General features: G+C 69.6%; 25 protein-coding genes and 1 pseudogene. 14 read left to right on the top strand and 12 right to left on the bottom strand.

The features are described 5' to 3' along the window. The first annotated feature begins 10 nt into the window (after positions 1-10). From QQJ79_RS05460 to QQJ79_RS05445, 4 genes are all read left to right on the top strand, one after another. Complete coding sequence (locus QQJ79_RS05460; protein WP_284221907.1) at positions 11-325, top strand: ribonuclease E inhibitor RraB; 315 nt, start codon at positions 11-13, stop codon at positions 323-325. Positions 326-335: 10 nt separating this feature from the next. After that, entirely contained in the window at positions 336-3,638 is a 3,303-nt protein-coding gene (carB, locus tag QQJ79_RS05455) for a carbamoyl-phosphate synthase large subunit (RefSeq protein ID WP_284221906.1), read from the top strand. 59 nt (positions 3,639-3,697) lie between these two features. Further along, positions 3,698-3,943 carry a DUF1294 domain-containing protein gene (locus tag QQJ79_RS05450; protein WP_284221905.1) on the top strand — a complete coding sequence of 82 codons (246 nt, stop codon included), beginning with the start codon at positions 3,698-3,700 and terminating at the stop codon, positions 3,941-3,943. A gap of 69 nt (positions 3,944-4,012) precedes the next feature. Continuing rightward, positions 4,013-4,885, top strand: coding sequence for a DUF5694 domain-containing protein (locus QQJ79_RS05445; protein ID WP_284221904.1), 873 nt, complete (start codon positions 4,013-4,015; stop codon positions 4,883-4,885). Here the strand turns inward: QQJ79_RS05445 and QQJ79_RS05440 are convergent. The 3 genes from QQJ79_RS05440 to selD are packed head-to-tail and all read right to left on the bottom strand — an operon-like array spanning position 4,882 to position 8,282. Further along, positions 4,882-6,180 carry a dicarboxylate/amino acid:cation symporter gene (locus QQJ79_RS05440; RefSeq protein WP_284221903.1) on the bottom strand — a complete coding sequence of 433 codons (1,299 nt, stop codon included), beginning with the start codon at positions 6,178-6,180 and terminating at the stop codon, positions 4,882-4,884. The genes QQJ79_RS05445 and QQJ79_RS05440 overlap by 4 nt on opposite strands. A 9-nt stretch (positions 6,181-6,189) precedes the next feature. After that, positions 6,190-7,242: a tRNA 2-selenouridine(34) synthase MnmH gene (gene mnmH, locus QQJ79_RS05435; RefSeq protein WP_284221902.1), complete on the bottom strand. Its 1,053-nt coding sequence runs from the start codon at positions 7,240-7,242 to the stop codon at positions 6,190-6,192. After that, the gene (gene selD, locus QQJ79_RS05430; RefSeq protein WP_284221901.1) at positions 7,239-8,282 is read right to left on the bottom strand and encodes a selenide, water dikinase SelD; all 1,044 of its coding nucleotides are present in this window, start codon (positions 8,280-8,282) and stop codon (positions 7,239-7,241) included. The genes mnmH and selD overlap by 4 nt, the downstream gene beginning before the upstream one ends. 116 nt (positions 8,283-8,398) lie before the next feature. Between selD and QQJ79_RS05425 the strand changes: the two genes are divergently transcribed. From QQJ79_RS05425 to QQJ79_RS05395, 7 genes are all read left to right on the top strand, one after another. Next, positions 8,399-9,721 carry an amidohydrolase gene (locus QQJ79_RS05425; protein ID WP_284221900.1) on the top strand — a complete coding sequence of 441 codons (1,323 nt, stop codon included), beginning with the start codon at positions 8,399-8,401 and terminating at the stop codon, positions 9,719-9,721. Between the two features lie 56 nt (positions 9,722-9,777). Then, on the top strand, positions 9,778-9,984 hold the full coding sequence (locus QQJ79_RS05420) for a cysteine protease (protein ID WP_284221899.1): 207 nt from the start codon (positions 9,778-9,780) through the stop codon (positions 9,982-9,984). A gap of 60 nt (positions 9,985-10,044) precedes the next feature. After that, a complete protein-coding gene (locus tag QQJ79_RS05415) occupies positions 10,045-10,710 on the top strand; it encodes a glutathione S-transferase family protein (protein ID WP_284221898.1) in 666 nt (221 codons plus the stop codon). Positions 10,711-10,800: 90 nt separating this feature from the next. Beyond that, positions 10,801-10,989, top strand: coding sequence for a hypothetical protein (locus QQJ79_RS05410; protein ID WP_284221897.1), 189 nt, complete (start codon positions 10,801-10,803; stop codon positions 10,987-10,989). A gap of 140 nt (positions 10,990-11,129) precedes the next feature. Beyond that, positions 11,130-11,603, top strand: a complete 474-nt coding sequence (gene greA, locus QQJ79_RS05405; RefSeq protein WP_284221896.1) for a transcription elongation factor GreA — start codon at positions 11,130-11,132, stop codon at positions 11,601-11,603. Then, positions 11,594-12,613 carry a mitochondrial fission ELM1 family protein gene (locus QQJ79_RS05400; RefSeq protein WP_284221895.1) on the top strand — a complete coding sequence of 340 codons (1,020 nt, stop codon included), beginning with the start codon at positions 11,594-11,596 and terminating at the stop codon, positions 12,611-12,613. The genes greA and QQJ79_RS05400 overlap by 10 nt, the downstream gene beginning before the upstream one ends. 28 nt (positions 12,614-12,641) lie before the next feature. Next, positions 12,642-13,136: a hypothetical protein gene (locus QQJ79_RS05395; RefSeq protein ID WP_284221894.1), complete on the top strand. Its 495-nt coding sequence runs from the start codon at positions 12,642-12,644 to the stop codon at positions 13,134-13,136. A 32-nt stretch (positions 13,137-13,168) separates the two neighbouring features. On the opposite strand, the gene QQJ79_RS05390 is transcribed toward QQJ79_RS05395, so the two are convergent. After that, entirely contained in the window at positions 13,169-13,462 is a 294-nt protein-coding gene (locus tag QQJ79_RS05390) for a hypothetical protein (RefSeq protein ID WP_284221893.1), read from the bottom strand. 76 nt (positions 13,463-13,538) lie between these two features. Here QQJ79_RS05390 and trxB point away from each other — a divergent pair, with 76 nt between their 5' ends. Continuing rightward, positions 13,539-14,549: a thioredoxin-disulfide reductase gene (gene trxB, locus QQJ79_RS05385; protein WP_284221892.1), complete on the top strand. Its 1,011-nt coding sequence runs from the start codon at positions 13,539-13,541 to the stop codon at positions 14,547-14,549. 9 nt (positions 14,550-14,558) lie between these two features. On the opposite strand, the gene QQJ79_RS05380 is transcribed toward trxB, so the two are convergent. From QQJ79_RS05380 to QQJ79_RS05370, 3 genes are all read right to left on the bottom strand, one after another. Continuing rightward, the gene (locus QQJ79_RS05380) at positions 14,559-14,966 is read right to left on the bottom strand and encodes a response regulator (RefSeq protein WP_284221891.1); all 408 of its coding nucleotides are present in this window, start codon (positions 14,964-14,966) and stop codon (positions 14,559-14,561) included. Positions 14,967-15,021: 55 nt separating this feature from the next. Next, the gene (locus tag QQJ79_RS05375) at positions 15,022-16,608 is read right to left on the bottom strand and encodes a sensor histidine kinase (protein WP_284221890.1); all 1,587 of its coding nucleotides are present in this window, start codon (positions 16,606-16,608) and stop codon (positions 15,022-15,024) included. A 168-nt stretch (positions 16,609-16,776) separates the two neighbouring features. After that, the gene (locus QQJ79_RS05370) at positions 16,777-17,967 is read right to left on the bottom strand and encodes a cell wall hydrolase (RefSeq protein WP_284221889.1); all 1,191 of its coding nucleotides are present in this window, start codon (positions 17,965-17,967) and stop codon (positions 16,777-16,779) included. Positions 17,968-18,220: 253 nt separating this feature from the next. Between QQJ79_RS05370 and QQJ79_RS05365 the strand changes: the two genes are divergently transcribed. Then, positions 18,221-21,877, top strand: a complete 3,657-nt coding sequence (locus tag QQJ79_RS05365; RefSeq protein WP_284221888.1) for a PAS domain S-box protein — start codon at positions 18,221-18,223, stop codon at positions 21,875-21,877. Positions 21,878-21,916: 39 nt separating this feature from the next. Here the strand turns inward: QQJ79_RS05365 and QQJ79_RS05360 are convergent, their stop codons facing one another. Both QQJ79_RS05360 and QQJ79_RS05355 read right to left on the bottom strand, forming a co-directional pair. Continuing rightward, entirely contained in the window at positions 21,917-22,279 is a 363-nt protein-coding gene (locus QQJ79_RS05360) for a DUF6481 family protein (RefSeq protein ID WP_284221887.1), read from the bottom strand. Positions 22,280-22,438: 159 nt separating this feature from the next. Beyond that, positions 22,439-22,624 (bottom strand): hypothetical protein, encoded by a 186-nt coding sequence (locus tag QQJ79_RS05355; RefSeq protein ID WP_284221886.1) that lies wholly within the window; start codon positions 22,622-22,624, stop codon positions 22,439-22,441. Positions 22,625-23,181: 557 nt separating this feature from the next. Here QQJ79_RS05355 and QQJ79_RS05350 point away from each other — a divergent pair. After that, complete coding sequence (locus QQJ79_RS05350) at positions 23,182-24,177, top strand: cell wall hydrolase (RefSeq protein ID WP_284221885.1); 996 nt, start codon at positions 23,182-23,184, stop codon at positions 24,175-24,177. Positions 24,178-24,207: 30 nt separating this feature from the next. Here the strand turns inward: QQJ79_RS05350 and QQJ79_RS05345 are convergent, their stop codons facing one another. From QQJ79_RS05345 to QQJ79_RS05335, 3 genes and pseudogenes are all read right to left on the bottom strand, one after another. Beyond that, complete coding sequence (locus tag QQJ79_RS05345) at positions 24,208-24,423, bottom strand: hypothetical protein (protein WP_284221884.1); 216 nt, start codon at positions 24,421-24,423, stop codon at positions 24,208-24,210. Between the two features lie 67 nt (positions 24,424-24,490). After that, positions 24,491-25,342: a carboxylating nicotinate-nucleotide diphosphorylase gene (nadC, locus tag QQJ79_RS05340; protein ID WP_284221883.1), complete on the bottom strand. Its 852-nt coding sequence runs from the start codon at positions 25,340-25,342 to the stop codon at positions 24,491-24,493. A gap of 11 nt (positions 25,343-25,353) precedes the next feature. Further along, positions 25,354-25,720: pseudogene (locus QQJ79_RS05335) on the bottom strand (L-aspartate oxidase); the annotation flags it as partial.

Raw genomic sequence — 25,720 nt, 5'->3', positions numbered from 1 at the left:
GCCCGCCCCCGTGTCCGACAATGAGGTCCCGCACGAAGAGCGCGACGCCATGATCCGGGCGACCCTGGCGGAGCATGGGGACAGCGGCGTCACGCCGCGCCACACCCTGTTCTACTTCTACGGCGAGGGCGATCACGACGACCTGAATGAGGTCGCGCGGCGCGCCGGTTTCCTGACCCGGGGTCAGGACGACTGCACCATCCTCGAGACGACCATGGCGGTCGACGAGGCCTCCTTCTCCCCGATCTCGACCATGATGCAATCCTGGGCCGCGGCCTTCCAGCTGGACTACGACGGCTGGGAATGCGCGGTCGTGGTGAACTGAGTACAGACCCATGCCCAAGCGCACAGACATCCAGTCCATCCTGATCATCGGCGCGGGGCCGATCGTGATCGGGCAGGCGTGCGAGTTCGACTATTCGGGCGTGCAGGCGTGCAAGGCGCTGAAGGCCGAGGGCTACCGGGTCATTCTGGTCAACTCGAACCCCGCCACCATCATGACCGACCCGGAGGTGGCCGACGCCACCTATATCGAGCCGATCACGCCGGAGTTCGTCGAGCGCATCATCGCGAAAGAGCGGCCCGACGCCCTGCTGCCGACCATGGGCGGCCAGACCGCACTGAACACGGCGCTGGCGCTGGACGCCTCGGGCGCGCTGAAGAAGTGGGGCGTGGAGATGATCGGGGCCAAGGCCGACGTCATCGACAAGGCCGAGGACCGTCAGAAATTCCGCGACGCCATGGACAAGCTGGGTCTGGAAAGCCCGCGCTCCAAGGCCATCCACCACATCGACGAAGCCGAAGACGCCCTGGCCTTCGTCGGCCTGCCGGCGATCGTCCGCCCGTCCTTCACCCTGGCCGGCACCGGCGGCGGCATCGCCTACAATGTCGAGGAATACCGCGAGATCGTCGAGCGCGGCCTGGACCTGTCGCCGACCACCGAGGTGCTGGTCGAGGAAAGCGTCCTGGGCTGGAAGGAGTATGAGATGGAGGTCGTCCGCGACAAGGCGGACAACTGCATCATCATCTGCTCCATCGAGAACATCGATCCGATGGGGGTGCACACCGGCGACTCCATCACCGTCGCCCCGGCCCTGACGCTGACCGACAAAGAGTACCAGCGGATGCGCACGGGCTCGATCAACGTCCTGCGCGAGATCGGCGTCGAGACCGGCGGATCGAACGTGCAGTGGGCGATCAATCCCGCCGACGGCCGTATGGTGGTGATCGAGATGAACCCGCGCGTGTCGCGGTCCTCGGCGCTGGCGTCGAAGGCCACCGGCTTCCCCATCGCCAAGGTCGCCGCCCGCCTGGCCGTCGGCTACACGCTCGACGAACTGACCAACGACATCACCATGGTCACGCCGGCCTCGTTCGAGCCGAGCATCGACTATGTCGTCACCAAGATCCCCCGCTTCGCCTTCGAGAAATACCCCGGCGCCGAGGCCACCCTGTCGACCTCGATGAAGTCGGTGGGCGAGGTCATGGCCATCGGCCGGACCTTCCAGGAATCGATGCAGAAGGCCCTGCGCGGCCTCGAGACCGGCCTGACCGGTTTCAACGAGATCGAGATCGACGGCGTCGCCGACGTCGAGGACGACGCCTCGGCCCGCGCCGCCGTGGTCCGGGCCCTGGGCCAGCCGACGCCGGACCGCATCCTCGTCATCGCCCAGGCCTTCCGCCACGGCCTGTCGGTCGAGGAGGTCAACGCCGCCTGTTCCTACGAGCCGTGGTTCCTGCGCCAGATCGCCGACATCGTGCGCACCGAAGGCCATATCCGCGTCCAGGGCCTGCCGACCGAGCCGACCGACTTCCGCAAGCTGAAGAGCAAGGGCTTCTCCGACGCCCGCCTCGCCCAGCTGACCGGCCAGACCGAAAAGGCCGTCCGCGCGGCCCGCCGCGGCCTGAACGTGCGCCCCGTGTTCAAGCGCATCGACACCTGCGCCGCCGAGTTCGCCAGCGCCACCGCCTATATGTATTCGACCTATGAGACCGGCGCCCTCGGCCAGGTCCCGCAGTGCGAGTCCAATCCCACCGACCGCAAGAAGGCGATCATTCTCGGCGGCGGGCCGAACCGCATCGGGCAAGGCATCGAGTTCGATTACTGCTGCTGTCACGCGGCCTTCGCCTTCGCCGACATCGGCGTCGAGTCGATCATGGTCAACTGCAACCCCGAGACCGTCTCGACCGACTACGACACCTCCGACCGGCTGTATTTCGAGCCGCTGACGGCCGAGGACGTGCTGGAGCTGATCGACGTCGAGCGTTCGACCGGAAACCTGATCGGCGTCGTCGTCCAGTTCGGCGGCCAGACGCCGCTGAAGCTGGCCCATGCGCTGCACGAGGACGGGGTGCCGATCCTGGGCACCTCGCTGGACTCCATCGACCTGGCCGAGGACCGCGAGCGGTTCCAGGTCATGCTGCACGACATCGGCCTGATGCAACCGCCCAACGGCCTGGCCCGCAGCGCCGAGGAAGCCGCGCAGAAGGCGGACGAGGTCGGCTATCCGGTCGTCCTGCGCCCCTCATACGTTCTGGGCGGGCGCGGCATGGTCATCGTCCACGACCGCGAGCAGCTGGACCGCTACGTCGGCGAGGCCATGCGCGTGTCGGGCGACGATCCCGTGCTGATCGACCACTATCTGAACCGCGCCACCGAGGTCGACGTCGACGCCCTGTGCGACGACGAGACGGTGTTCGTGGCCGGGGTGCTGGAACACATCGAGGAGGCCGGGGTGCACTCGGGCGACAGCGCCTGCTCCATGCCGCCCTTCTCCCTGTCGGCCGAGATCGTCGCCGAGTTGAAGCGCCAGACCGAGGCCATGGCCCGGGCCCTCAAGGTGCGCGGCCTGATGAACGTCCAGTTCGCCATCGAGGAGCCGCACAGCGCAAACCCGCGCATCTTCGTGCTGGAAGTGAACCCGCGCGCCAGCCGCACGGCGCCCTTCGTGGCCAAGACCATCGGCCAGCCGATCGCCGCCATCGCCGCCAAGGTCATGGCCGGCGTGCCGCTGAAATCCTTCGGCCTGAAGGACGTCCCGTACGACCATATCGCGGTCAAGGAAGCCGTCTTCCCGTTCGCCCGCTTCGCCGGGGTCGACACCATCCTGGGCCCCGAGATGCGCTCGACCGGCGAGGTCATGGGTCTGGACTGGAAGCGCGAGGGCGAGGCCGACATGGCCCCCGCCTTCGCCCGCGCCTTCGCCAAGAGCCAGATCGGCGGGGGCACCACCCTGCCCGTCGCCGGCTGCGCCTTCGTCAGCGTCAAGGACGGCGACAAGCCCTTCATCGTCGAGGCGGTGAAGACCCTGATCGCCGAGGGCTTCTCCATCCTCGCCACCGGCGGGACCCACACCTATCTGACCGAACAGGGCCTCGCCGTCGGCCATGTGAAGAAGGTTCTGGAGGGCCGCCCCAACATCGTCGACGCGATGAAGAATGGCGACGTCCAGCTGGTCTTCAACACCACCGAGGGCAAACAGGCGCTGCTGGACAGCTTCAGCCTGCGCCGGACGGCGCTGATGATGAAGATGCCCTACTATACGACGACGGCGGGCGCCCTGGCGGCGGCCCAGGCGATCGGGGCGATCAAGGCCGGCGAGCTGGATGTGCGTCCGATCCAGGACTACGCGCACTGAGCGGCGGGATCGGCCTGGCCGGCATCGACCGGGCGCTGATCCTGGTCGCCCTCGCGGAATTGGCGGCCTTCGGTCTGTTCTGGTTCGACAAGACCCGGGCCCGGGATCACGGCCGGCGGGTGCGGGAGAGCACCCTCTTGCTCGCCGCCCTGTTTGGCGGCGTAGGCGCGTGGATGGGGCAGCACCTCCTGCGTCACAAGACGCGCAAGGAGCCGTTCCGGACCCTGCTGGGCGTCGTGATCGCCGCGCACTTGGTCGGGGCGGCGGCCGTCTTCTGGCTGCTGCTGCGCACCGCCCACGCCTGAACAATTCTTAACGGGCCATACCGGCGTTCCGCGGCTAAGCGTCCCGCGAAGCTTAACCGGAGCCCATCAATGTCGCATCGCCTGTTGTTCGCTCTCGCCCTTTCGGTGCTGGCCGCGGCGCCCGCCGTGGCGCAGGAACCGGCGCCGGCTTCGCAACCGGTCCGATTGCTGAGCGAGCGCCGCATCGAGGAGCGCCCCGCGCTGATGGTGCTGGGCACGGCGCATCTGGCGAACAACAATCGCGACGTGCTGCGCACCGAGGTCGACGATGTGATGAGCGCGACCCGACAAGCGGAAATCGAGGCCGTGGTCGAGTCGCTCGCCCGGTGGCGGCCGACGCGGATCGCGGTCGAGATCGACACCACCGGCCAGGCGAGGCTGGACCGACGCTACGCCGACTATCGCGCCGGCGCCTATGCCCTGACGGCGAGCGAGATCGACCAGATCGGCCTCAGGCTGGCGGCCCGGCTGGGCCACGACCGCGTCTACGCTGTCGACTGGAACGACATGCCGCCGGGCGAGGAGGCGGACTACAATTGGATTGAAGGGGCGGAAGCGGCGGGCGAACAGGCGCGCCTGGCCGAACTGCGCAATCCCGTCAGAGGACAGCGGACGACCGACCTGGTGCGATCGCGTCCCATCCCTGAATGGCTGGCTCTGATGAACAGCCCCGAATACCTGCTGGTCATGCACCGGCCATACTATGACTTCGCCCTGCTGGGCGGGTCCGCGACGAACCAGGGGGCGAACTGGGTCGGGGCCTGGCATGGGCGGAACCTGAAAATCTTCGCCAATCTGGTGCGGCTGGCCGACGATCCGGGCGAGCGGGTGCTGGTCATCTACGGCGCCGGGCACGCCTTCCTGCTCAACCGGTTCGCGGAGGAAAGCGGGGCGTTCAACGTGGAGCGGCCGGGCGGCTGGTTGACGCCGTCCGCTCCCTAGATCCCCGACGCCGCCTCCGGGTCCGCCGTCGCGTCCCGCCCTTCCACGATCCGCGCCGCAGCCAGATCGGCGGTGACGTTGCCGATGGTGCGGAAGATGTCGGGCACGACCTCGACCGCCAGCAGCAGGGGCAGGACCTCGAGCGGCAGGCCCATGACCAGGGCGATGGGGGCGATGGAGGCGAAGAAGCTGACCTGACCGGGCAGGCCGACGGTGCCGACGCTGATGGCGAGGGCCGTGACCCCGCCCGCGAACAGCACGCCCGGCGTCAGGGCGATGCCGTACAGGTGGGCGACATAGATGCAGACCGCGAGGTTGGCGACCGTCGAGGTGATGCGGAACACCGCCACCGCCAGCGGCAGGACGAGGCCCGCGGTCGCCGGGGACACGCCCAGCCGGTCGATCGCCCGCTCGACCATCACCGGCAGACAGGCCAGCGAGGACTGGGTCGAGAAGGCCACGACCTGGGCCGGGGCGACGGCGCGGGCGAACCGGCCGAGGCTGACCCGGCCGAAGACCACGGCGACGACATAGGTGAGCAGGATCAGGCCGACGAGGGCCAGCACCACCAGCGCGATATAGTGGCCGAGCACGCCCGCGGCCCCCAGGCCGGCCCTCAGGCCCACGCCCAGCGACAGGGCGAAGACGCCGATCGGGGCGGCGCGCAGGACCCAGTGGACGATGACGATCATGGTCTCGGCCACGGCCTCGAAGAAGACGGTCAGCGGCTGTCGCAGGCGGGCGCTCAGCCGGGTCGTGGCGAAGCCGAAGACGATGGCGAAGACGACGATGCCGAGGATGGCGTCATCGGCCGCCGCGCGGATCGGATTGGACGGGGCGAGGCTGGTCAGGAAGGCCGCGAGACCGCCGCCGCCGCCGACGTTCTCACGCACGACCTCATCGCCGGGGGCGCCGGCCAGCAGCAGGCGCGCGCCCTCGGGATCGATGGGCCAGAGGGCGTGCAGTCCCTGAGACGCCACAATGCCGTAGACCGTCGCCCCGACCAGCAGGAGGGCGAAGACCACCACGGCCCTGAGCGCCAGCCGCCCGGTCGCGGCCGCATCGGCGATGGAGGCGATGCCGGTCACCAGCAGGGCGAACACGAGCGGAATGATGGTCATGCGCAGGGCGTTGAGCCACAGTTGGCCCAGCCCCTCGACCAGGGCGATCGTTCCGGTCCCCCCGGGGATGCCGTACGTCTGCGCCGCCGCGCCGGCGGCCAGACCGGCGGCCAGCGCCAGAAGAACGCGCAGGCTGAGCGAGGAGAACAGGGCGGCGGTGCGGGACTGAGTCATGGGAGGAAGCTAGGCCGGGTCGAGGCTCGCCGCCAGCCTGTGCGCCGCGGCCTCGATGGAAGCGGGCGAGAGATCATCCAGCACCAGGCGATCGAGCACAGGGCGAGCCCGGTCGGCGCCGGTCTTGAGATAGGCCGGGTCGTAGTGGGCCTCGATCAGCCGGCGGACCAGGTCGGCGATCTCCCCGCGCGCGGCCATGGCGCGCCATTCGCCGATGGTCGCCTTCGAATGATGGCGCGGCAGCCGGCCCAGCGCCGTGTCCAGCGCCACGGGATCGGCCGCGATATCGGCATAGGTCGCGACCGTATGGGCGACCCGGGCCTCGACCGGCGCGGCGATTTCGATCACCGGCGCCGCGGCCATGGCGGCCCACAGGGCCGGCGGAATGACCCGCGCCCCGATCCGGCTGCTCTCGGCCTCGACCACGACGGCTCGGGCCGGGTCGAGGCGGGCGAGGGCGTCGTGCAGCCGGCTCTCGAACCCCTTCTGCGATGGCTGGCCGCCGGGCATGGCGCCGAACAGCGAGCCCCGGTGCGCCGCCAGCGCCTCGAGATCCAGGGTCTGCACGCCCCGCGCCGCCAGCGCCGTCAGCAGGGCCGTCTTGCCCGACCCCGTCGGTCCGTCCAGCAGGGTCAGCCGATGCGGCAGGGGCGTGTCGTAAAGGGCCGCCGTGACCTGCCGCCGCCAGGTCTGGTAGCCGCCGTCCAGCACCGCGACCGGCCAGCCGATCTGGTCCATCACCGTGACCATGGCTCCCGACCTCTGGCCGCCGCGCCAGCAATAGACCAGCGGCCGGAACGATCCGTCGCGATCGGCCAGCGCCCCTTCCAGATGCGCCGCGATATTGCGCGCCACCAGGACCGCGCCGGTGCGCCGGGCGAGGAATTTGGAGCCCTGGACATATTCCGTCCCGACCGCGGCGCGCTGTCCGTCATCCAGCACCGGCAGATTGATCGCGCCGGGAATGTGATCGAGCGCGAACTCGGCCGGGCTGCGCACGTCGATGATCGCGTCGAAGCCGTCGCGCGCGGCGGGCGACAGATCGACGGTGCGGCGAATCATGCGGCGACGCGCACCCGGGGCGGGCCCTCGACCACGCGCCCGACGATATCGAAGCCCGAGCCATTGATCCGCGCGAACGCCTTGAGCTCATGAACCTCGGCCTCGGCCACGGCGATCAGCAGGCCGCCGGACGTCTGGGGATCGGTCAGGAGGTCGCGGCGCCAGTCCTCCAGACCGGCCGGCAGATCGACCTCGGCGCCGTAGCTGGCCCAGTTGCGGCCTGAGGCGCCGGTGCGGACGCCGTCCCTTAGCAGCTCCCGGACGCCCGCCAGCGTTGGAGGGTCAGCGGTGATCTCGACCGTGGCGTCCGCGCCGCGCGCCATCTCCAGGGCATGGCCCAGAAGGCCGAAGCCGGTGACGTCCGTCACCGCGTGCACCCCGGGACGGCCGGCCAGTCTGGCGCCGAAGCTGTTCAGCCGGGTGGTGGTCTCCTTCAGGGTCCGATAGCCGTCCTTGCTCAACCGGTCCTGTTTGAAGGCGGCGCTGAGCACGCCGACGCCGAGCCTCTTGGTCAGCACCAGGACGTCGCCCGGGCGGGCGCCACGGTTGGTCAGGACGTGATCCGGATGCACCAGTCCGAGCGCGACGAGGCCATAGATCGGCTCGACGCTGTCGATCGAATGCCCGCCGGCTACGGGTATGCCCGCCGCCGCGCAGACCGAGGCCCCGCCCTGCAGGATCCGGCCGATCGTCTCCGTCGAGAGCACATTCACCGGCATGCCGACGATGGCCAGGGCGAAGATCGGCGTCCCGCCCATGGCGTAGACGTCCGACAGGGCGTTGGTCGCCGCGATCTGTCCGAAATGGAACGGGTCGTCGACCACCGGCATGAAGAAGTCCGTGGTCGCCACCAGCGCCTGCTGGTCGTTCAACCGCCAGACGGCGGCGTCGTCAGAGGTCTCGGTCCCGACCATCAGGTTCGCGAAGGGCGCGGCCTGCGGCATCCCCTTCAGAATGTCCCGCAACACCGCCGGGGCCAGCTTGCAGCCGCAGCCGCCGCCGTGGGCGAGGGAGGTCAGGCGGGGTTCGGATGTGGTCATGGCATGGGCTTAGGGCCAAACCGCCGTCGAACTCAACAGCCGGGCGCTTCGCTTTGGCCGTTGCCAGCCCGGCGCCGCCGGACCAATCTTCCCGCCTCAAAACCGGGGGCGGAACGATGCGACTTCTTCTTGCGACGACGGCGGCGCTGGCCATGCTCACGGCCGGGGCGGTGCAGGCCCAGACGGGCTCGACCGATGTCGAGCTGCGCCAGGCCATTGCGCGCGACTATGACGCCAACCTCGGCGCCCTGTTCGACGACTTCCACCGCAACCCCGAACTGTCGGGCATGGAGGTGCGGACCGCCGGCATCATGGCGGCCCAACTGACCGCCCTCGGCTATGACGTGACGACCGGTGTCGGCGGCACGGGCGTGGTCGCGGTGCTGCGCAACGGGGCCGGCCCCACGGTCATGATCCGCGCCGACATGGACGGCCTGCCACTGGCCGAACAGTCGGGCTTGGCCAATGCCTCCACTGTCCGCCAGACCGACAGCGACGGCGCGGAAAAGCCGGTCATGCACGCCTGCGGCCATGATGTGCACATCACCGCCCTGATCGGCACGGCGCGGCAGATGATGGCGCGGCGGCAGGACTGGTCCGGCACCCTGGTGCTGATCGCCCAGCCGGCAGAGGAGCGCATCTTCGGCGCCCGGGCCATGGTGCAGGACGGCCTCTACACCCGCTTCCCCAAGCCGGACATCGCCTTGGCCTTCCACGTCTCGGCGGACCTCGCCACCGGCCTGATCGACCTGCCGCTGGGCATCACCTCGTCCAGCTCGGACAGCGTCGACATCGCCGTGCATGGCGTCGGCACCCACGGGGCCTATCCTCACCTCGGCGTCGATCCGATCGTGGTCGCCTCGGCCATCGTGATGAACCTGCAGACCCTGCCCAGCCGCAGCATCAATCCGCTGGAGGGGGCGATCGTCACCGTCGGGTCCTTCCACGGCGGCATCAAGCACAACATCATATCCGACCGCGTCGACCTGCAGCTGACCGTCCGCGCCGACAATCCCGAGACCCGGCTGGCCCTGCTGGACGGCATCGACCGGGTCGTGCGGGGCACCGCCCTGGCGCTCGGCGTGTCCGAAGACCGCCTGCCGACCGTCCTCCGCTCCCCGACCGAGACCACGCCCCCGACCATCAATGACGCCGCCACCGCCGCCCGCGTGCGAACCGCCATCGGCGCGGCCATGGGCGCCGAGCGGCTTGTGGACAATCCCCGCACCGGCATGGGCGCCGAGGACTTCGCCTGGTTCGTCACGCCCGACACCGGGGTGAAGGGCGTCTATTTCAGCGTCGGCGGCACGCCCGCGGCGGACGTGGCGACCGCGCCGGGCCACCACTCCCCCCTGTTCCGCATCGACCCCCAGCCCTCGGTCGTCACCGGCGTCGAGGCCATGGTCGTGGCGGCGCAGGCGTTGATGCCGAAGGGATGAGGCGCGGCTGAACCGTTCACGGCTCCGCCCGTTCACTCCATGAACCGGAGACCGCCATGCCCCTTCCCAAACTCGCGACCCTGATCGGCGGCCTGCTGCTCAGCAAGGGCGGGCGGCGCATGGCCGGTCGCCACGCGGGCAAGCTGGCCCTGGCGACCCTGGCCTTCCAGCTGTGGGAGCAGCGGCAGACTGCGAAACACCCCGCCGGAAGCGCGGGCCGGCCCGTCCATCCCCGTCGCCGCTGGAGCGGACGTCGCGTCTGAATCCGCTGGACCGACGCCGCGTCAACCGCGCTAACTGCGCGGGCCAAGCGGAGCCGCGCCATGATCACCGTCCACCACCTGAACGATTCCCGCTCGCAGCGGGTCCTCTGGCTGCTCGAGGAGATGGGCCTGCCCTATGAGGTGAAGCGGTATCAGCGCGACGCGAAGACCAACCTGGCCCCCCCGGCGCTGAAGGCGATCCATCCGCTGGGCAAGTCGCCGGTGCTCGACGACGGCGAGGCCCGGCTGGCCGAGACCGGGGCCATTATTGAATATCTGCTGGAGACCTGCCCGTCCGCTGGCCTGCGGCCCGCGCCCGGCACGCCGGAGGCGCGGCGGTTCACCTACTGGCTGCACTATGCCGAGGGGTCGGCCATGACGCCCCTGCTGCTGAAGCTGATCTTCACCGTGCTGCCCAAACGCGTGCCCTTCCTGGCGCGCGGCGTGGCCAAGGGCATCAGCCAGGCGATGAACGCCAATATGATCGACCCGCAGATCACCGCCCATACGGACTACTGGGAGGCCGAACTGGGCCGGTCCGAATGGTTCGCCGGCGACGCCTTCTCGGCGGCCGACATCATGATGAGCTTTCCGGTCGAAGCCGCGGGCAGCCGGGTCCCCTACGGCCCGGACAAGCCGAAGCTGAAAGCCTTCCTGCAGAAGATTCACGCCCGCCCGGCCTATCAGCGGGCGCTCGAGCGGGGAGGCCCCTACAGCTACGCCTGAGGGGCTGGCGCCGGCGCCACACCGGCGAAGAACCGGCGCATGTCCCTGCCGTCGCCGCAACCCGCCCGTGAATTGGACGTTAACAGGCTCATGCGCCTGAGAACCATTCAAGTCATCGCCGCCCTGACCGCCGCCGTTGCGTTCGTGCTGGCCTTCATCGCGACCGGGGTTTTCATTGTCTCCAGCCTGTTCATGGCGCTGGGGCTGGCGGCGATCGGCTGGCTGGCCTGGAGCCTCGTCCGTCAGGCGAGAACGCGAAGGCGAAACCGCCCGGCGTAACATTCCCGACATAACACTGTTGCGTCCTGCCCCTTGAACCTTGGGGCTTGGCGCCCTACCCTCTTTGGCCGGTCGCAAGCGCCCAGCGACCTCTGGCGTCACCAAACCTTCAGTCGGGCGAAGCAAGAAACTCACGACATATGGAAAAAGTGCCGATGACGGCCGAGGGCTACCGTGTCCTCGACGATCAGCTGAAGCAATTGAAGTCCGTGGAGCGGCCGAGCGTGATCTCGGCCATCTCTGAAGCGCGCGAGCATGGCGATCTGTCTGAAAACGCTGAATATCATGCCGCGAAAGAGCGTCAGGGCTGGATCGAGGGCCAGATCGCGGACATCGAGGACAAGATCAGCCGCGCCCAGGTCATCGATGTGACCAAGCTGAACGGCGACCAGGTCATGTTCGGCGCCACGGTCACGGTCGTGGACGAGGACACCGAGGAAGAGGCCCGCTACCAGATCGTCGGCGAGCACGAAGCCGATGTGAAGGCGGGCAAGATCTCCGTCGCCTCGCCCATCGCCCGCGCCATGATCTCCAAGGCGGTCGGCGACGTGGTCGAGGTCAACACCCCGGGCGGCGTCAAGGCCTACGAAATCCTCAAGGTCGAGTGGAAATAGGGTCCGACCAGACCCCGCTTTCGATCTGGGTCGTCTCTGACGGCCGGACCGGCATGGAAAATCAGGCGCTGGGTCTGGCGGAAGCCGTCCAGCGCCTTTTTCCGTCCCGCATCACCGTCAAACGCATCCGCTGGCGCAGCCTCTTCGACAAGCTGCCGTCGGCGCTCAAGGCGTCCTGGATGCTGGACCTGTCCTCCGACCCCACTGAACCCGCCGCCGGCGAGGCATGGCCCGACCTGTGGATCGCCACGGGCCGCGCGACGCTGCCGCTCTCGGCCCGCGTCCGCGACCGGTCGGGCGGCAAGACCCTCGTGGTCCAGACCCAGGACCCGCGCTGGAACCCCGCCGCCTATGATCTGGTCGTCGCCCCGGCCCACGACGGCGTCGCCGGCCCCAATGTCCTGTCGATCACCGGTTCGCCCCACCGGGTGACGGCGGACCGGCTGGCCGAGGGCGCAGCCGCCTTCGCGGACACGCTGCAGACCCTGCCCCCGCCGCGCGTCGCAGCCCTGATCGGGGGACGGTCGAGAGCGTTCGACCTGACCGAAGCCCACGCCGTCGAACTCGCGGACCGGATCGCGAAGGCCGTGGAGGCCGCCGGCGGCTCGCTGATGCTGACCTTTTCGCGCCGCACGCCCGAGGCGGCGAAGGCCGCCATCACCGCGCGGCTGAAACATCTGCCGGGCCTGATCTGGGACGGCGAAGGTCCGAACCCCTATTTCGCCTTCCTGAAATTCGCCGACCACATCCTGGTGACCGAGGACAGCGCCAACATGGCCGCCGAGGCCGCCTCGACGGGCGCGCCCGTCCACATCCTGCCCATGATCCCGCTCAAGCCGGCGGACAAATTCGCGCGTCTGCACGCCGACCTGCGCGAACGGGGCGCGGCGCGGCCGTTCGACGGGTCGTTGGAAAGCTGGCGCTATGAGCCGCTCGGCGAAACGGATCGTGCGGCGCGGGCGGTGCTGGATCTGGTTGCTGGCGCGCGGCGCGGATCCGGGGTCAACTGAACTGAGCCGACCCCGCCCGGAGAAACCTGTGTCCCGAAAGATCCGCCTCGCCAGCCTTGCGACCCTGTTCGCCGCCCTCGCCCTGCCCGCCGTCGCCGCGCCCCGGCAGGAGGCCGCGCCCGCGGAAACCCTCGTGGAAATGATGTCCGCCGGCCGCCCCTTCCTCGTTGCGACCAGGAAGAACACCCTGCCGCTTCGGGAAGGAAACTGGTCCTACCCTGAAGGCTTCGACCACTGGGTCGTGTTCGAGGGGCGCTACAGTCCCGAGAGCGGCGTCTGGAGTTCCGACGCTTTGGGATTCCGGATCACAGGCAACGAGTATCAGGGCTGCCCGCCGGATCTTGACCGGTCGCGCTTCATCTGCGGCGGCTCCCATTCGGATGGCTATCGGCTCAGCCGACGCCTCTCGCCCCGGGACCATGTGGTGGTCATTCTCGGCAATGAACTGCCGTTTGACGACGCCGGAAACGTCTATCTCGACGGCCAGCGGATCGGCGTCATCACCGTGCCGCCCGCGCCCTGATGACCGCGCGACGACGGCCGGCCCGACGAGGTCTAGTCGCCGCCGCCGCCGCCGTCGCCCCCGCCGCCGCCGTCAGACCCGCTGTCAGACCCGCCGTCCGGGCTGTGGTCCCGCCCGCCCCCGTCTGACGTATAGACGCCGCCGTCCGAACCGGACCTGTCGCGTTCCTTGCGGTTGCGGCCGGCGTCCATGGCGATGCCGATCGCAAGACCGGCGCCGGCCCCGGCGCCGATGCCCAGCGCCAGGTTGCCCATGGCCAGGCCGATGGCCGTTCCCACGCCGACGCCGACGGCTATGCCGATGCCCAGAAAGCTGGTTTGCGCCACGTCATCCTCCGACAAGACCTGTGAACAGGCGACAGCCTGGCATCGCGCCGGAGGGAATCAACGCCTAAATAGGGGCATGAGCACTCCGAGAACCGTCCGCGTCGCCATCATCGGCTCCGGCCCCGCCGGCTGGACCGCCGCCATCTACGCCGCGCGCGCCCTGCTGAACCCCGTCGTCATCGCCGGCCTGCAGCCGGGCGGCCAGCTGACCATCACCACCGATGTCGAGAACTATCCCGGCTTCGCCGACGTCATCCAGGGCCCCTGGCTGATGGAGCAGATGCGCGCCCAGGCCGAGCACGTCGGGACCGAGGTGATCGAGGACATCGTGGTCAAGGCCGACCTCTCGCAGCGGCCGTTCCGCCTGACGCTGGACTCGGGGACCGAGCTGTTCGCCGAGACGGTGATCATCTCCACCGGCGCCCAGGCCAAATGGCTGGGGATCGAGAGCGAGGCGAAATACCAGGGCTTCGGCGTCTCAGCCTGCGCCACCTGCGACGGCTTCTTCTATCGCGGCAAGGAGGTCATCGTCGTCGGCGGGGGGAATACGGCCGTGGAAGAGGCGCTGTTCCTGACCAATTTCGCCTCGAAGGTCACGGTCGTGCACCGTCGCGACGAGTTCCGCGCCGAACGCATCCTGCAGGACCGGCTGTTCGCCAACCCCAAGGTCGAGGTGATCTGGAACTCCGCCATCGACGAGATCCTCGGCGAGACCAACAGCTTCGGCGGGGTCAATGTCACCGGCGCCCGGCTGAAGAACGTCCAGACCGGCGAGACGCGCGAGCTGACGGCGGACGGCGTCTTCATCGCCATCGGCCATGCCCCGTCATCGGAACTGTTCGCCGGGCAGCTGGAGACCAAACAGGGCGGTTATCTGGTGGTGAAACCCGGGACGGCGGCGACCGCCATCGAGGGCGTCTGGGCCGCGGGCGACGTCACGGACGACATCTACCGCCAGGCCGTCACCGCCGCCGGCATGGGCTGTATGGCCGCGCTGGAGGCCGTCCGCTTCCTCGCCGAGGAAGATCACGCCCGCGCCCACAATCCGATCTCGCACAAACAGGCCGAGAAGATCGGCGTCTGGTAGGGCCGGGCGTCAGCCGAACATCTGCAGGCCGTCGGGAACCACCGGCGCCGGCTCGCCGCGGCGCAGGTGCAGGGCGTATTCGACGGCGCCGCGCACGCATCCCTCGTCCGTCGGCTTGGTCAGGACGCCCATGGTGCCGGGCACCCCGTGGCTGACCATGCCGGGGTTGGCGGTCATGTACAGGACCGTGACGCCGAACCCTTCGCCCAGTTCCTGGCCCAGTCCGACGCCGGTGGCGCCGTCCGTCAGATGGATGTCGACCAGCGCCAGTTCGACGCCGCCGCGGCTGGCGAGCGCGCGGGCGGTCCTGGCGTCCGGCGCGGTGCCCACGACCTCATAGCCGAGGTCCTCCAGCACGAAGCGAAGCTCCATCGCCACGAGGGCTTCGTCTTCGATGATCAGGATACGGGCGGTCATTGGTTTCGATTCACAACGGACTTGTATCCGTTCAACGCAGGGCGAGGATGGCGGTTCACGCGAATTGTCCCGCGGCGCGGCGCGGCGCCAGGGCCGTGGCCGGAATGTCGGCCACGACCTCCAGCCCCCCGGGGGCCCACACCTGCTCCAGAGCACCGCCCAGTTGACCTTCCACGGACAGGGCCAGCAGGGAGGAGCCGAAGCCCGCACCCTGCGGCGTTCCTTTCAGCAACGGACCGCCGCGCTCCCGCCAGGTCATTACATAGCGCTCGCCCTGTCGCAGGGTGGTCAGGGCGACGCGACCGTCCGGAACAGACAGCGCTCCGTATTTCGCCGCATTGGTGGCCAGTTCGTGAAACAGCAGGGCGACCGGGGTCGCCGCCTGGTCGTCGAAGTCCGCATCATCGCCGCTGACCACCACGCGCGGGCGGCCCGCCTCGTCATCATAGGGCAGGAACAGGTCGCGCAGGAAGGCGTGCAGGGTCGTGCCGTCCAGGCTGGGTCGGCTGGATTCCGTGTGCGGCCGCACGAATTCGTGGGCCCGGGCCAGGGCTGAAATCCGGGTCCGGGCGGCCTTGGCGAAAGCCTTGGCCTCGGGATACTGCCGCGCCGACAGGGCCAGCAAGGCCGAGATCACCGCAAAGATGTTCTTGATCCGGTGGCTCAACTCCTGGCTCAGCAGAGCCTTGGCCTGCTCCAGCCGCTTCATCTCGGCGATGTCCGTGCCGGTCCCGAACCAGCGGGTGACCGCCCCCGATCCATCGCGGATCGGCATGGCGCGGCTCAGGGTCCAGGCGTACGACCCGGTGTGGTGCAGCAGGCGATACTCCACCTCATAGGGCTCGCCCGTGGACAGCGACGCCCGCCAGGCGGTCCGCGCCCGCTCCTGGTCCTCGGGATGGATCATCTCGCCCCAGGCGTCGCCCAGGGCCGAGCCTTCGGCCGCGCCGGTGAAGGCGTACCAGCGGGCGTTATAGTAGTCATGGTGACCGTCCGGCCGGGACGACCAGACCATCTGGGGCATGCTGTCGGCGATGGCCTGGAAGCGGGCGTCGCTCTCCGCCAGCTTTTCGGTCACCAGACGGGCGGCCTCGACGGCGGCGGTGGCGGCCTCGTCGCTGCGCCGACGCTCGCGCAGGGCGCGGCGTCGCTCCAGCAGGGCCATGACCTGCCGTGCCAGCACATCCATGGTCATCAGCTGGGTTTCGTCCAGCCCCTGAGGGCGCGGCCGGGTGTCGATGACACACAGGGCCCCCAGCGCCAGCCCCTGGTCGTCGATCAGCGGCGCCCCGGCGTAGAAGCGGAAGCCGGACTGGCCGGTCACAAGCGGATGGTCGGCGAACAGCGGGTCGAGGCGGGCGTCGCGCACCAGGGTCACGCCCGGCTGCCGCATCGCATACCGGCTGAAGGAACTGGCCGGTCCGATCTCCGGCACGTCGACGCCCTCGCGGGCCTTGAACCACTGGCGGTCGCCCACCGCCAGACTGACCATGCCGATGGGCGCGTCGCAGATGCGCGCCGCCAGCAGCATCACGTCGTCGAAGGCCTGCTCGGGATCGGTGTCGAGAATGTCGAATGACCGCAGCACACGGAGCCGCTCGGCTTCAATCGCGTCGGGATCGCTGGCGATCGAATTGGTCAAACGGCTCCTTCCGGAAGCGCCGATGCGCTGAAGAGTTCGGTCAGGGGTCCAGAGCCACGCCGCTCGAAACGGCCCGAAAGCCGGTCAGTTGTCCGGCTCGAATTCTGGATTGTTCCCCGCGCCGGGCCTGAATGCGCAAACCGGCGTTCGGTTCCACCGTGTGCGGAATCAGGACGCAGGGCGGCCCACTTCCTCGACATCCATGACCGTAACCCCCGGCGGGGCCGTGCGGATGGGCTCGTCCGGCGCGGGCGTGGGGGTCTCGAAGGCGGCCAGACGCTGGTTGATGGCGGCGATCTCGGCGGCGGAAGCCTGGCGTCGGCCGCCCAGGGAGGCGACCCCGACGACGCGCGTCTGCCCGTCGATCTCGACCGTCCGCATGAGGCTCTCGCCGTTGGCGGCGGCCTCGCCGAGGGCCAGTTCGGCCTCGGTCGCCGAAGCGATCTGGATGCGCGGACGCGAGAAGCGCCCCTCGTCGATCAGCGGCTCCCGTCCGGCGTAGCGCTGCCGGAAAGCCGCCGGCTCTCCGTAGGCGCCCTTCCAGCGATAGAAGATGTGCGCCCCGATCTGGGTCAGCTTGTTCAGCGTCGGCGCCCACCACGGGTGGACATAGTCGGCGTGATAGTGGGTCGCGGTGCCGACGCGGGCCGAGACATGGCCCGCCAGCGCCCGTTCGGCGACCAGTTTGGCGCGGTTCCAGGCCCAGGCGACCGGCGCCTGCGACAGCGCGCCGTCGCAGGTGAAGCTGAACTGGCAGCCGGTGGTGCGCTCGGCGCCCTCGAACACCACGCCGCAGATGCTGTTGGCGTAGTTGGGGTCGCGCACCCGGTTCAGGATGACCTGGGCCACGGCCTCCTGGCCCTCGGTCGGCTCCAGCGCGGCCTCGTAATAGATGCCCTGGGTCAGGCACCGCAGGGCCCGGCGGCGGTCCTCGGCCGTGGCGGGCTTGAACACGAAGGGCGCGGCGACCCGCAGAAACTGGGAGGCGTCCGGCGTCGCGGCGTTCAGCTTCATCGCGTCCAGGCCCGTGGCGCCGAAGTCCAGCGTCGGCCGGCCTGCGAGGGTCAGGCTCTCCCAGCCCGGCGTCAGGCCATACAGGGCCGCGCGGCGCTCGCCGGGATCATGGCGCAGGGCGATGGCCAGCTGCGACGGGTCCATCCGGCCGGTGATGGCGGCGAACCCGCGGGCGCTGAGGTCGCCGCCGGTCAGGCTGCGGACGGTCTCGGCGCGACGGTCGATCTCGGGACGCGGCGTCGAGCTGGCGGCCATGGCCACGCCGAAGGCGGCCAGAACCACGGGCGCGGCGGCCAGCAGCCGACGCATCCTCTTCAGCTTCGCGGTCCAGTCGATCCTGGCCAAATATTCAGCTCCCAAGCCGGGACATTGCCCGACGATCGTGCAGATTGCGCGCCAAGCGGGGCGCTTTTCAGGCGGAAAACTCCGGTTCGGTCAAGTCACAACGTTTTCCCGGTGTGAAAGACCCCGCCCGTCCGGCGCTTTCGCGCCCGGCGGCGGAATTCATCGGCGAGGCCTCGCGCAATCGCCATGCTTGCGGGAACTCAAGCCGATCCAATACGTTCCGTTGAAGTCGCGTGCGCGCGAGTGGGGGTCTATGAGCGCGTTGGGGGATTTCGTTCGGCTGTTCAGCATTGGCGCCGCCGTAACCCGGCTGGCGCGGGTGAAGACGCGGCCGTGGTGGATTTCGGTCCTGACCGGCGTGGGCGCCGCGGCTGCGGCCCTTCTCGTCCGCGGCGCGCTGAGCGGCTTCTACGGCAATGTCACCGGCTTCATGATCCTGCTGCCGGCGGTGATCATCGCCTCGCTGGCCGCTGGCCGGCTGGCCGGGGCGACGGCCACGGCCGCCTGCCTGTTCGGCGGCTGGCTGGTTGTCGGTTTCGGCGCCGTCGGGGCCGGGATGGCGGACCGTCTCGGCCTGGTGGCCACGGTCAACTTCATCATCGTCGGCCTGTTCGTCACCGCCGTCGCCTCGGCGCTCCGGGACATGGTTCGCGCGCTCGACGCCTCGCTCGACGCCCTGCGCAGCTCCCACGCCCGCATCGACGATCGCGAACACCAGTTGCGCCTCATCAGCGAGCACGCCCCGGTGATGCTGTGGATGAGCGACGCGACCGGAAAATGCGTGCACCTCAACGCCGCCCAGCGGGAGTTCTGGAACGCCCCTGAATCACTTGAGGGTTTCGACTTCGTCGCCACGATCCACCCCGAAGACGCCGAGCGGGTGCTTGCGGCGACGGCCGACGCCGGTCAGCGCCAGGTCCCGTTCGAAATCGAGGGCCGGTATCGTCGCCACGACGGTCAGTGGCGCGTGCTTCATACCGACGCCCATCCGCGGATCGAACCCGACGGCGCCTATGGCGGCATGATCGGCGTCAATGTCGATGTGACGGAGGCCCGCGCCGCCGAGGCGGCGTTGCGTGAGAGCGAGTCCCGCTTCCGCCTGATGGCAGACACGGCCCCCTCGCCCGTCTGGATGACCAACGCCGAGGCCAAGGTCGAATTCGTCAATGCGGCCCTCGTCGAATTCTACGGCCAGCCCGCCGATCGCATCCTTGGCGACGTGTGGAAGGCGGCCATCCATCCCGACGACCGGGCGGGCGTTGAAGCCGCCATGGCGGCGGCCCGCCCCCAGCGCCTGCCCTACGGGTTCGAGGCGCGGTTCCAGCGCGCCGACGGCGCCTGGCGCTGGATGCGGATATCGGTCAACCCGCGTTTCGCCGGCGACGGCGTCTTCCTCGGCTATGTCGGCATGTCGTTCGACACCACCGAGACCCGGGAAGCGCTCGACGCCCTCGAGCGTCAGGAACGGCGGCAGACCTTCCTGCTGGCCCTGGCGGACCGGCTGCGCGACCTGACCTCTCCTGAAGACGTCATCCTCGAGGTCGAGCGGGCCCTGGGGGTCGAGCTCGGCGCGGACCGCGTCGGCTACGGCGAAGTCGATCAGGAACGCGGTGTCGTCTCCATGACCCGCGACTGGACCGCGGGCGTGATCAGCGCCCAGGGCGAATTCAGCCTTGAGGACCTCGGCGCGGACCTGATCGCCGACCTGGCTGAGGGTCGCCTGATCCAGATAGCCGACGTCCAGCAAGACCCGCGCACCCGCGACGCGCTGGAGGTCTTCAAACGGCTGGAAACCCGGGCCCTGATGCGGGCGCCGGTGATCCGGAGCGGCAGCCTGCGCGCCTTCCTCTACGCCCACCACTCGACGGTCCGCGCATGGACCGGAGCGGAGACCGCCCTGCTCCAGGACGTGGCCCTGCGCACCTGGACCGAGATCGAACGCACCCGCGCCGAAGCCGAGGTGCGCGAGAGCGAGGAACGCTTCCGCGCCATCGCCGACACCGCGCCGGTGCTGATCTGGGTGACCCAGCAGGACCGCACCCGCGCCTTCGTCAACCAGGCCTATGTCGCCTACAACGGCGGAACCTATGAAGAGGCCCGGCTGGCCGACTGGCGCGCGGTCATCCATCCGGAGGATCACGAGCGGGTGCTTGCCGAGTCGCTGGCCGGCGAGGCCTCGGGTCAACCCTTCTCGATGGAAGCCCGCTACCTGCGCCACGACGGCGAATACCGCTGGCTCAAATCCTTCTCCCGTCCCCGACTGGGCGGCGACAATGAGGTGATCGGCTTCGTCGGCGTGGCCTTCGACGTGACCGACATTCGCGAGGCCCAGTCCCGGTTGCTGGAATCCGAGACGCGGTTCCGCACCGTGGCCGACAGCGCCCCGGCCCTGATCTGGATGCTGGACGCCGAGGGCCGGCCGAGCTTCGCCAACCGTCGCTACCGCACCTTCTTCGGCGTTGAGACCGAAGACCAGATCGCCGAAGGCTGGCGGCGGTTGATTCACCCCGACGACGCGGAGGCCTTCACCAGCGCCTTCGACAGCGCCTTCGAGCGGCCCGACCGGTTCGAAAGCCTGATCCGGATCCGCCATCCGGTCCTGGGCGAGCGCTGGCTGAGGTGCGAAGGCCTTCCGCGCTTCGACGGCTCGGGCACGTTCCAGGGTTATGTCGGCGCCAACATCGACGTCACCGAAGCCAAGCGCGCCGAAGAGGACCTGAAGCGGATCAACGAACTGCTTGAGGAACGGGTCGGCGAGGCGCTGGCGGAAAAGGCCAAGGCCGAGGCGGATCTGATGCACGCGCAGCGGATGGAGGCCGTCGGCCGTCTGACCGGCGGCGTGGCGCACGACTTCAACAATCTGCTGACGGTGGTGATCGGCGCGCTGGACATCATGCTGCGCTCGCCCAATGACGCCGCCAAACGTCAGAAGCTGGGCGAGGCTGCGCTGGCGGCGGCGCGGCGCGGCGAGGGTCTGACCCACCAGTTGCTGGCCTTCTCGCGACGCCAGGCCCTGCGCCCCGAGGCCGTCGATCTCAACGTCCAGATTCGGGAGAGCGAGCCCCTGCTGCGCCGGGCTGTGGGCGAGGCCGTGGAGTTCAGGCTCAAGCTCCGGCGCGGCGGCGCGCGGGTCAACGTCGATCCCTCACAGTTCGAAGCCGCCCTGCTGAACCTGGTCGTCAACGCCCGCGACGCGGTCGGCGACAAGGGCCGGATCACAGTCCAGACCGAGTCCTGCACCGTCGAGCCGGGGGAGGTCCCTGACCTCGCGGCCGGCGACTATGTCTGCGTCACCGTCGCCGATAACGGCGCGGGCATGCCCCCCGAGGTGATCGCGCGCGTGTTCGAGCCCTTCTTCACCACCAAGGCCGTGGGCAAGGGAACGGGGCTGGGGCTGAGCCAGGTCTATGGCTTCGCCCGCCAGAGCGGCGGCGCCGCCCAGATCTCCTCCACGGTCGGCCGCGGAACCGAGATCAAACTGTTCCTGCCGCCGCAGGATGAATCGTCCGGCATCGCCGCCGACGTCGGGCCGGAAGCGGCCCGGCCGATGGCCGCCGGCCGCCGCCTGCTGCTGGTCGAGGACGACGTCAGCGTCGCCGTCGTGGCGCTGGAGCTGCTGGAGAGTCTGGGGCTGGAGGTGCGCGCCGTCGAGACCGCGCCCCAGGCGCTGGACCTGCTGAAGCGCGAAAAGTTCGACATGATGCTGAGTGATGTGGTGATGCCCGGCGGCATGACCGGCATCGAACTGGCGCGGGCATGCGGACGCGACTACCCCGACATGCGGGTGGTGCTGACTTCAGGCTATGCCGGCGAGGATGTGGATGCGGCCCTGGCCGACGCGCCCTGGCCGTTCCTGCGCAAGCCCTACTCCGGCGAGCAACTGGCCCGTATCCTGGGCGAGCTCACCTGAAGCGATGTCGGCCGGCCTTTCGGCCGACCGGCAGGAAAATCAGCGCGTGCGCGCCTTGCGGGCCGCATAGCGCGCGTCGCGGGCGGCCTTCTGTTCTTCCTTGGTGAGAGCCTTGCGCTCCTTGCGGGCGGCCCGCTTCTCGGCCTCAACGGCTTCCTGGGCCTCAAGGTCGGCCGCCATGCGCGCGGCTTCCTTCTCCGCCTTTTCCCGGCGGGCTTCCGCCTTGGCCAGTTCGTGCTGCTGGCGCAGCGCCTCCTTCTCGGCGGCGCGTTTGGCGGCCAGCTTGTCGAATTCGGGATCGGGGGCGGCGGCCTTGGGCTTGAACCGGGCGAGCAGAGCCTTCTTGGCCTCCTGCTGGGTCGAAAGTCGGTCCGTGAAGCCGGTCTGTTTCAGATCTCTCATGCGGAGGGTGTCGATGTCCTTGATCGTTTATGGATGCGCTGGAACGCGGCCGGGCGATTTGCAGCGCAGCCCGGCGCGTCGCTAACCCTATATGGGCGCGAAAATCAAGATCGCGAGGCGACGATGGCCGCCGCCCCGCTCACTCGACGCCCGACTGTGTCAGTTCGGCTTCTCGGCCTGGCCGACCGCCGCGCCCGCCGCGCCGCCCACGGCGGCGCCCACCGGTCCGGCGACGACGGCGCCCGCGATGGCGCCGGTTGCGGCGCGTTGCTCAATGGTCTGGCCGCACGCCGCGACCGAAACGGCGGCGACGGCGAGGACAAGGGTGATGACGGTGCGTTTCATGGGGGGGATCCTTCCAATGGCGGAGCTTGAACGCCGCTCGCCGGCGCCGGTTCCGGCATCGGCGCCCAAGTCGACGACCCTCCCGGACACGGTCCGAAGACAATAGACCTCGCCGCCTTCAATCCGGCGCGCCAACGGGGACACTGAATCCGTGTTCTGGTTGTGTTGGTAAATACAGTATCAGCGGCTTTCACTCAGACCGACAATGGTGCGCCCATAAGGCGTTAACTGCCGGATACACAGAAGTCGTCCCGCGATGTTGCGTCGCACAACAATCTTGCGAATCAACCACATTGGCGCCACAAACGGCTGGCTTAAGGCGCGTCCTCGATGTTCAGCCCGTTCGCTGACCGTCGATTTACCGCAAGCGGATCGCGACGCCGATCTCCAGGGATTGGAGCGGGTCGCCCGGTTGCGAGACTACCCGGGGGCGGCATTGCGCCCTGCCGAACAGGACTGAGCCCTTGCCGAAAGCCCCGCACACGCGTGTGAACCCCCCTGTTGATCGTGCGGCCCGGATTCGGCCCGGATCGGCGGCGGCGGCGTTCGGCGCATTGGTGGGACTGGCGATCGGCTGCGCCTATCTGGGGGGCACGGCGGCCAAGGCCACGACCGTGCGGGCCCAGGCGGAACGCATCGAGGGCGCGACCGCGGCGGGCTTCACCGAGGAAGCACTTGCGGCGGCCGCCGGCGGCCTCGACGAAAGCGCCCTGACCATCGCGCGCCGGCATGATCCCTATACCGTCGCCGGCGGCGCCCAGCGCGACCGTCAGGCCGAGCTCCTGACCGCCCGTCTCGAACAACTGCGCGGCCAACCCGCGGACGCCGGCCTGCGCCGGGTCAGCCTGACCGGCCCGGTTGCGGCCCTGCCCTTCCGCCTCGGCAGCGCGCTCGACGCCTCGCGCGATCTCGATTGCCTGACCCAGGCCGCCTATTACGAAGCCCGCGGCGAAGGCCGCGACGGCATGCGCGCCGTGGCCCAGGTCGTGCTGAACCGCGTCCGCCATGGCGCCTTCCCCAACAGCGTCTGCGGCGTGGTCTTCCAGGGCGCGGGTCGCCGGACGGGCTGCCAGTTCAGCTTCACCTGCGATGGTTCGATGCGCGGGCGGGTCAACCAGGCGGCCTGGAACCGGGCCCGCGAAGTGGCCTCGGCCGCCCTGTCCGGGGCGGTTTACGCCGATGTCGGCAACGCCACCCATTTCCACACCACCGGCGTCTCCCCCGGCTGGCGCAATTCGCTGGTGCGGGTCGGCCAGGTCGGCGACCATCTGTTCTACCGCTTCGGCGGCCGCTCCGGTTCGCGCGAAGCCTTTTCCTACGCCGCCCGTCCGTCGAGCGCTGTGGACGGCCCGCGCCTGATCCAGGCCAGCCTCGACCCCACGGGTCCGGTGCGCGAAGCGGGCGCGGTCGCCTACAATATGCTGATCGCCCAGGAACGCGGCGCGGACGCCGACGCTTCGGCCCCGGCGGCGCCGGCCTCCGCTCCGGCCGCCGTGACGACCACGCCGATCTCGACGGCCGATGCGCCGGTCCAGACCGCCCCCACCGCCTGATTCAGCCGGTCAAGGCGGCCGCGGGCCGCATCAGCGGTTCTGAACCTTCCACTGGTTCGTCAGATTCTGCTTCAGATTGCCGAACCTGCCCTGGGTGTCGAGATTGACGTCCGAGTCGCCCGGCTGGCCGGTCTGGATTTCGGTCTCAAGATCGCGCCGGTCGCTGTCGGCGGCGTCCTCGACCGCCTGAACGCCCTTGTCGGCGTAGCTGCGCTGTTCCTTCGGGATGCGGGGGGCGTGGGTCATCGGAGTCTCCTTCTGCGACCCTTAAACCCGCCCGACCCCGGGGCTGTTCCCGAACGGCGTTTGCGGGTCAGCCGGGCGCGACGTCCAGACCGACATCCAGCGCCGGCGCGGAATGGGTCAGGGCCCCGACCGAGATCACATCCACGCCCGTCTCCGCGATCGCGCGCACCGTCTGCAGACTGACCCCGCCCGAGGCCTCCAGCGAGGTCCGTCCGGCCGTACGGGTCACCGCCTCGCGCAGCATCGGCAGGGTGAAATTGTCCAGCATGATCACGTCAGGCCCGGCGGCCAGGGCCTCGTCGAGCTGATCCAGCCCGTCGACCTCGACCTCGACCTTCATCAGATGGCCGACGGCGGCGCGCGCCCGGCGGACGGCCTCGCCCACGCCGCCGCAGACGGCGACATGATTGTCCTTGATCAGGATGGCGTCATCCAGACCGAAACGGTGGTTGACCCCGCCGCCGCACAGCACCGCATGCTTCTCCAGCGCGCGCAGGCCGGGCGTGGTCTTGCGCGTGTCGGCGATCCGCGCCTTCGTACCCCCGACCGCCTCGACATAGGTCCGCGTCAGGGTGGCGATGCCGCACAGCCGTCCGAGCAGGTTCAGCGCCGTCCGCTCGGCGGCCAGAAACGCCCGCGCATCCGCCTCGACCTCGGCCAGCACCGCGCCGGCCTCGAAGGCGGCGCCGTCGCGCCGCTTCAGCTCGATCGACGCCCCGGGGTCCATCGCCAGCACGGCGAGGCGCACGCAGTCGATGCCCGCCAGCGTTCCCGCCTTGCGCGCCGCGAACACGGCCCGCATCCGGGCGCCCTCGGGGATACAGGCCTGCGCCGTCACATCACCGGCCCGGCCGAGGTCCTCGGCCAGCGCCATGCGCACGACGGGTTCGACAAGAATGTCAGGGAGGGATCGGATCATCGAGCGCTCGTTCAGGCCGCGGCGACCAGGGCGGGGCCGGCGCGGACGTGGGTATGGTCGGCGACGGCCGCGGTCTCCGGATAGTCCGAGCGATAGTGTCCGCCCCGGCTTTCGCGCCGCGCCAGCGCCGCTTCCGCGATGAGCCGGGCCGCCTCCAACGGAAGAGCGCCGGGCGTCGCGGTCTCCAGCCGGGCGATAACGGCCAGCGTGCCGGTCAGGCCGGCGGCGTCACGCACCACGCCCGCGCCCTCGCTCATGGATTCGCGCAGGGTCTGGAGCGCCTCGGGCGCCAGGTCCGGCGCCACAGGCGCCTTCAGGGCCGCGCCGGAGCCTGATGTCTCCGACGCCGCCGCCCGACCCGTCCGCCGTCCGAAGGCC

The organism is Brevundimonas denitrificans (genome assembly GCF_030160755.1).
Taxonomy (GTDB): Bacteria; Pseudomonadota; Alphaproteobacteria; order Caulobacterales; family Caulobacteraceae; genus Brevundimonas; species Brevundimonas denitrificans.
The sequence above is the reverse complement of the archived record's forward strand: the minus strand, read 5'-3'. Positions and strand labels throughout refer to the sequence as shown.

Excerpts from the sequence above, each read along its gene's own strand:
- QQJ79_RS05345 (WP_284221884.1), bottom strand. The coding sequence starts at position 24,423 with ATGACCCACGCCCCCCGCATCCCGAAGGAACAGCGCAGCTACGCCGAC.
- carB (WP_284221906.1), top strand. The coding sequence starts at position 336 with ATGCCCAAGCGCACAGACATCCAGTCCATCCTGATCATCGGCGCGGGG.
- QQJ79_RS05420 (WP_284221899.1), top strand. The coding sequence starts at position 9,778 with ATGCCCCTTCCCAAACTCGCGACCCTGATCGGCGGCCTGCTGCTCAGC.
- QQJ79_RS05365 (WP_284221888.1), top strand. The coding sequence starts at position 18,221 with ATGAGCGCGTTGGGGGATTTCGTTCGGCTGTTCAGCATTGGCGCCGCC.
- mnmH (WP_284221902.1), bottom strand. The coding sequence starts at position 7,242 with ATGATTCGCCGCACCGTCGATCTGTCGCCCGCCGCGCGCGACGGCTTC.
- QQJ79_RS05380 (WP_284221891.1), bottom strand. The coding sequence starts at position 14,966 with ATGACCGCCCGTATCCTGATCATCGAAGACGAAGCCCTCGTGGCGATG.
- trxB (WP_284221892.1), top strand. The coding sequence starts at position 13,539 with ATGAGCACTCCGAGAACCGTCCGCGTCGCCATCATCGGCTCCGGCCCC.
- QQJ79_RS05355 (WP_284221886.1), bottom strand. The coding sequence starts at position 22,624 with ATGAAACGCACCGTCATCACCCTTGTCCTCGCCGTCGCCGCCGTTTCG.
- QQJ79_RS05410 (WP_284221897.1), top strand. The coding sequence starts at position 10,801 with ATGCGCCTGAGAACCATTCAAGTCATCGCCGCCCTGACCGCCGCCGTT.
- greA (WP_284221896.1), top strand. The coding sequence starts at position 11,130 with ATGGAAAAAGTGCCGATGACGGCCGAGGGCTACCGTGTCCTCGACGAT.
- QQJ79_RS05360 (WP_284221887.1), bottom strand. The coding sequence starts at position 22,279 with ATGAGAGATCTGAAACAGACCGGCTTCACGGACCGACTTTCGACCCAG.
- QQJ79_RS05445 (WP_284221904.1), top strand. The coding sequence starts at position 4,013 with ATGTCGCATCGCCTGTTGTTCGCTCTCGCCCTTTCGGTGCTGGCCGCG.
- QQJ79_RS05415 (WP_284221898.1), top strand. The coding sequence starts at position 10,045 with ATGATCACCGTCCACCACCTGAACGATTCCCGCTCGCAGCGGGTCCTC.
- nadC (WP_284221883.1), bottom strand. The coding sequence starts at position 25,342 with ATGATCCGATCCCTCCCTGACATTCTTGTCGAACCCGTCGTGCGCATG.
- selD (WP_284221901.1), bottom strand. The coding sequence starts at position 8,282 with ATGACCACATCCGAACCCCGCCTGACCTCCCTCGCCCACGGCGGCGGC.
- QQJ79_RS05425 (WP_284221900.1), top strand. The coding sequence starts at position 8,399 with ATGCGACTTCTTCTTGCGACGACGGCGGCGCTGGCCATGCTCACGGCC.
- QQJ79_RS05440 (WP_284221903.1), bottom strand. The coding sequence starts at position 6,180 with ATGACTCAGTCCCGCACCGCCGCCCTGTTCTCCTCGCTCAGCCTGCGC.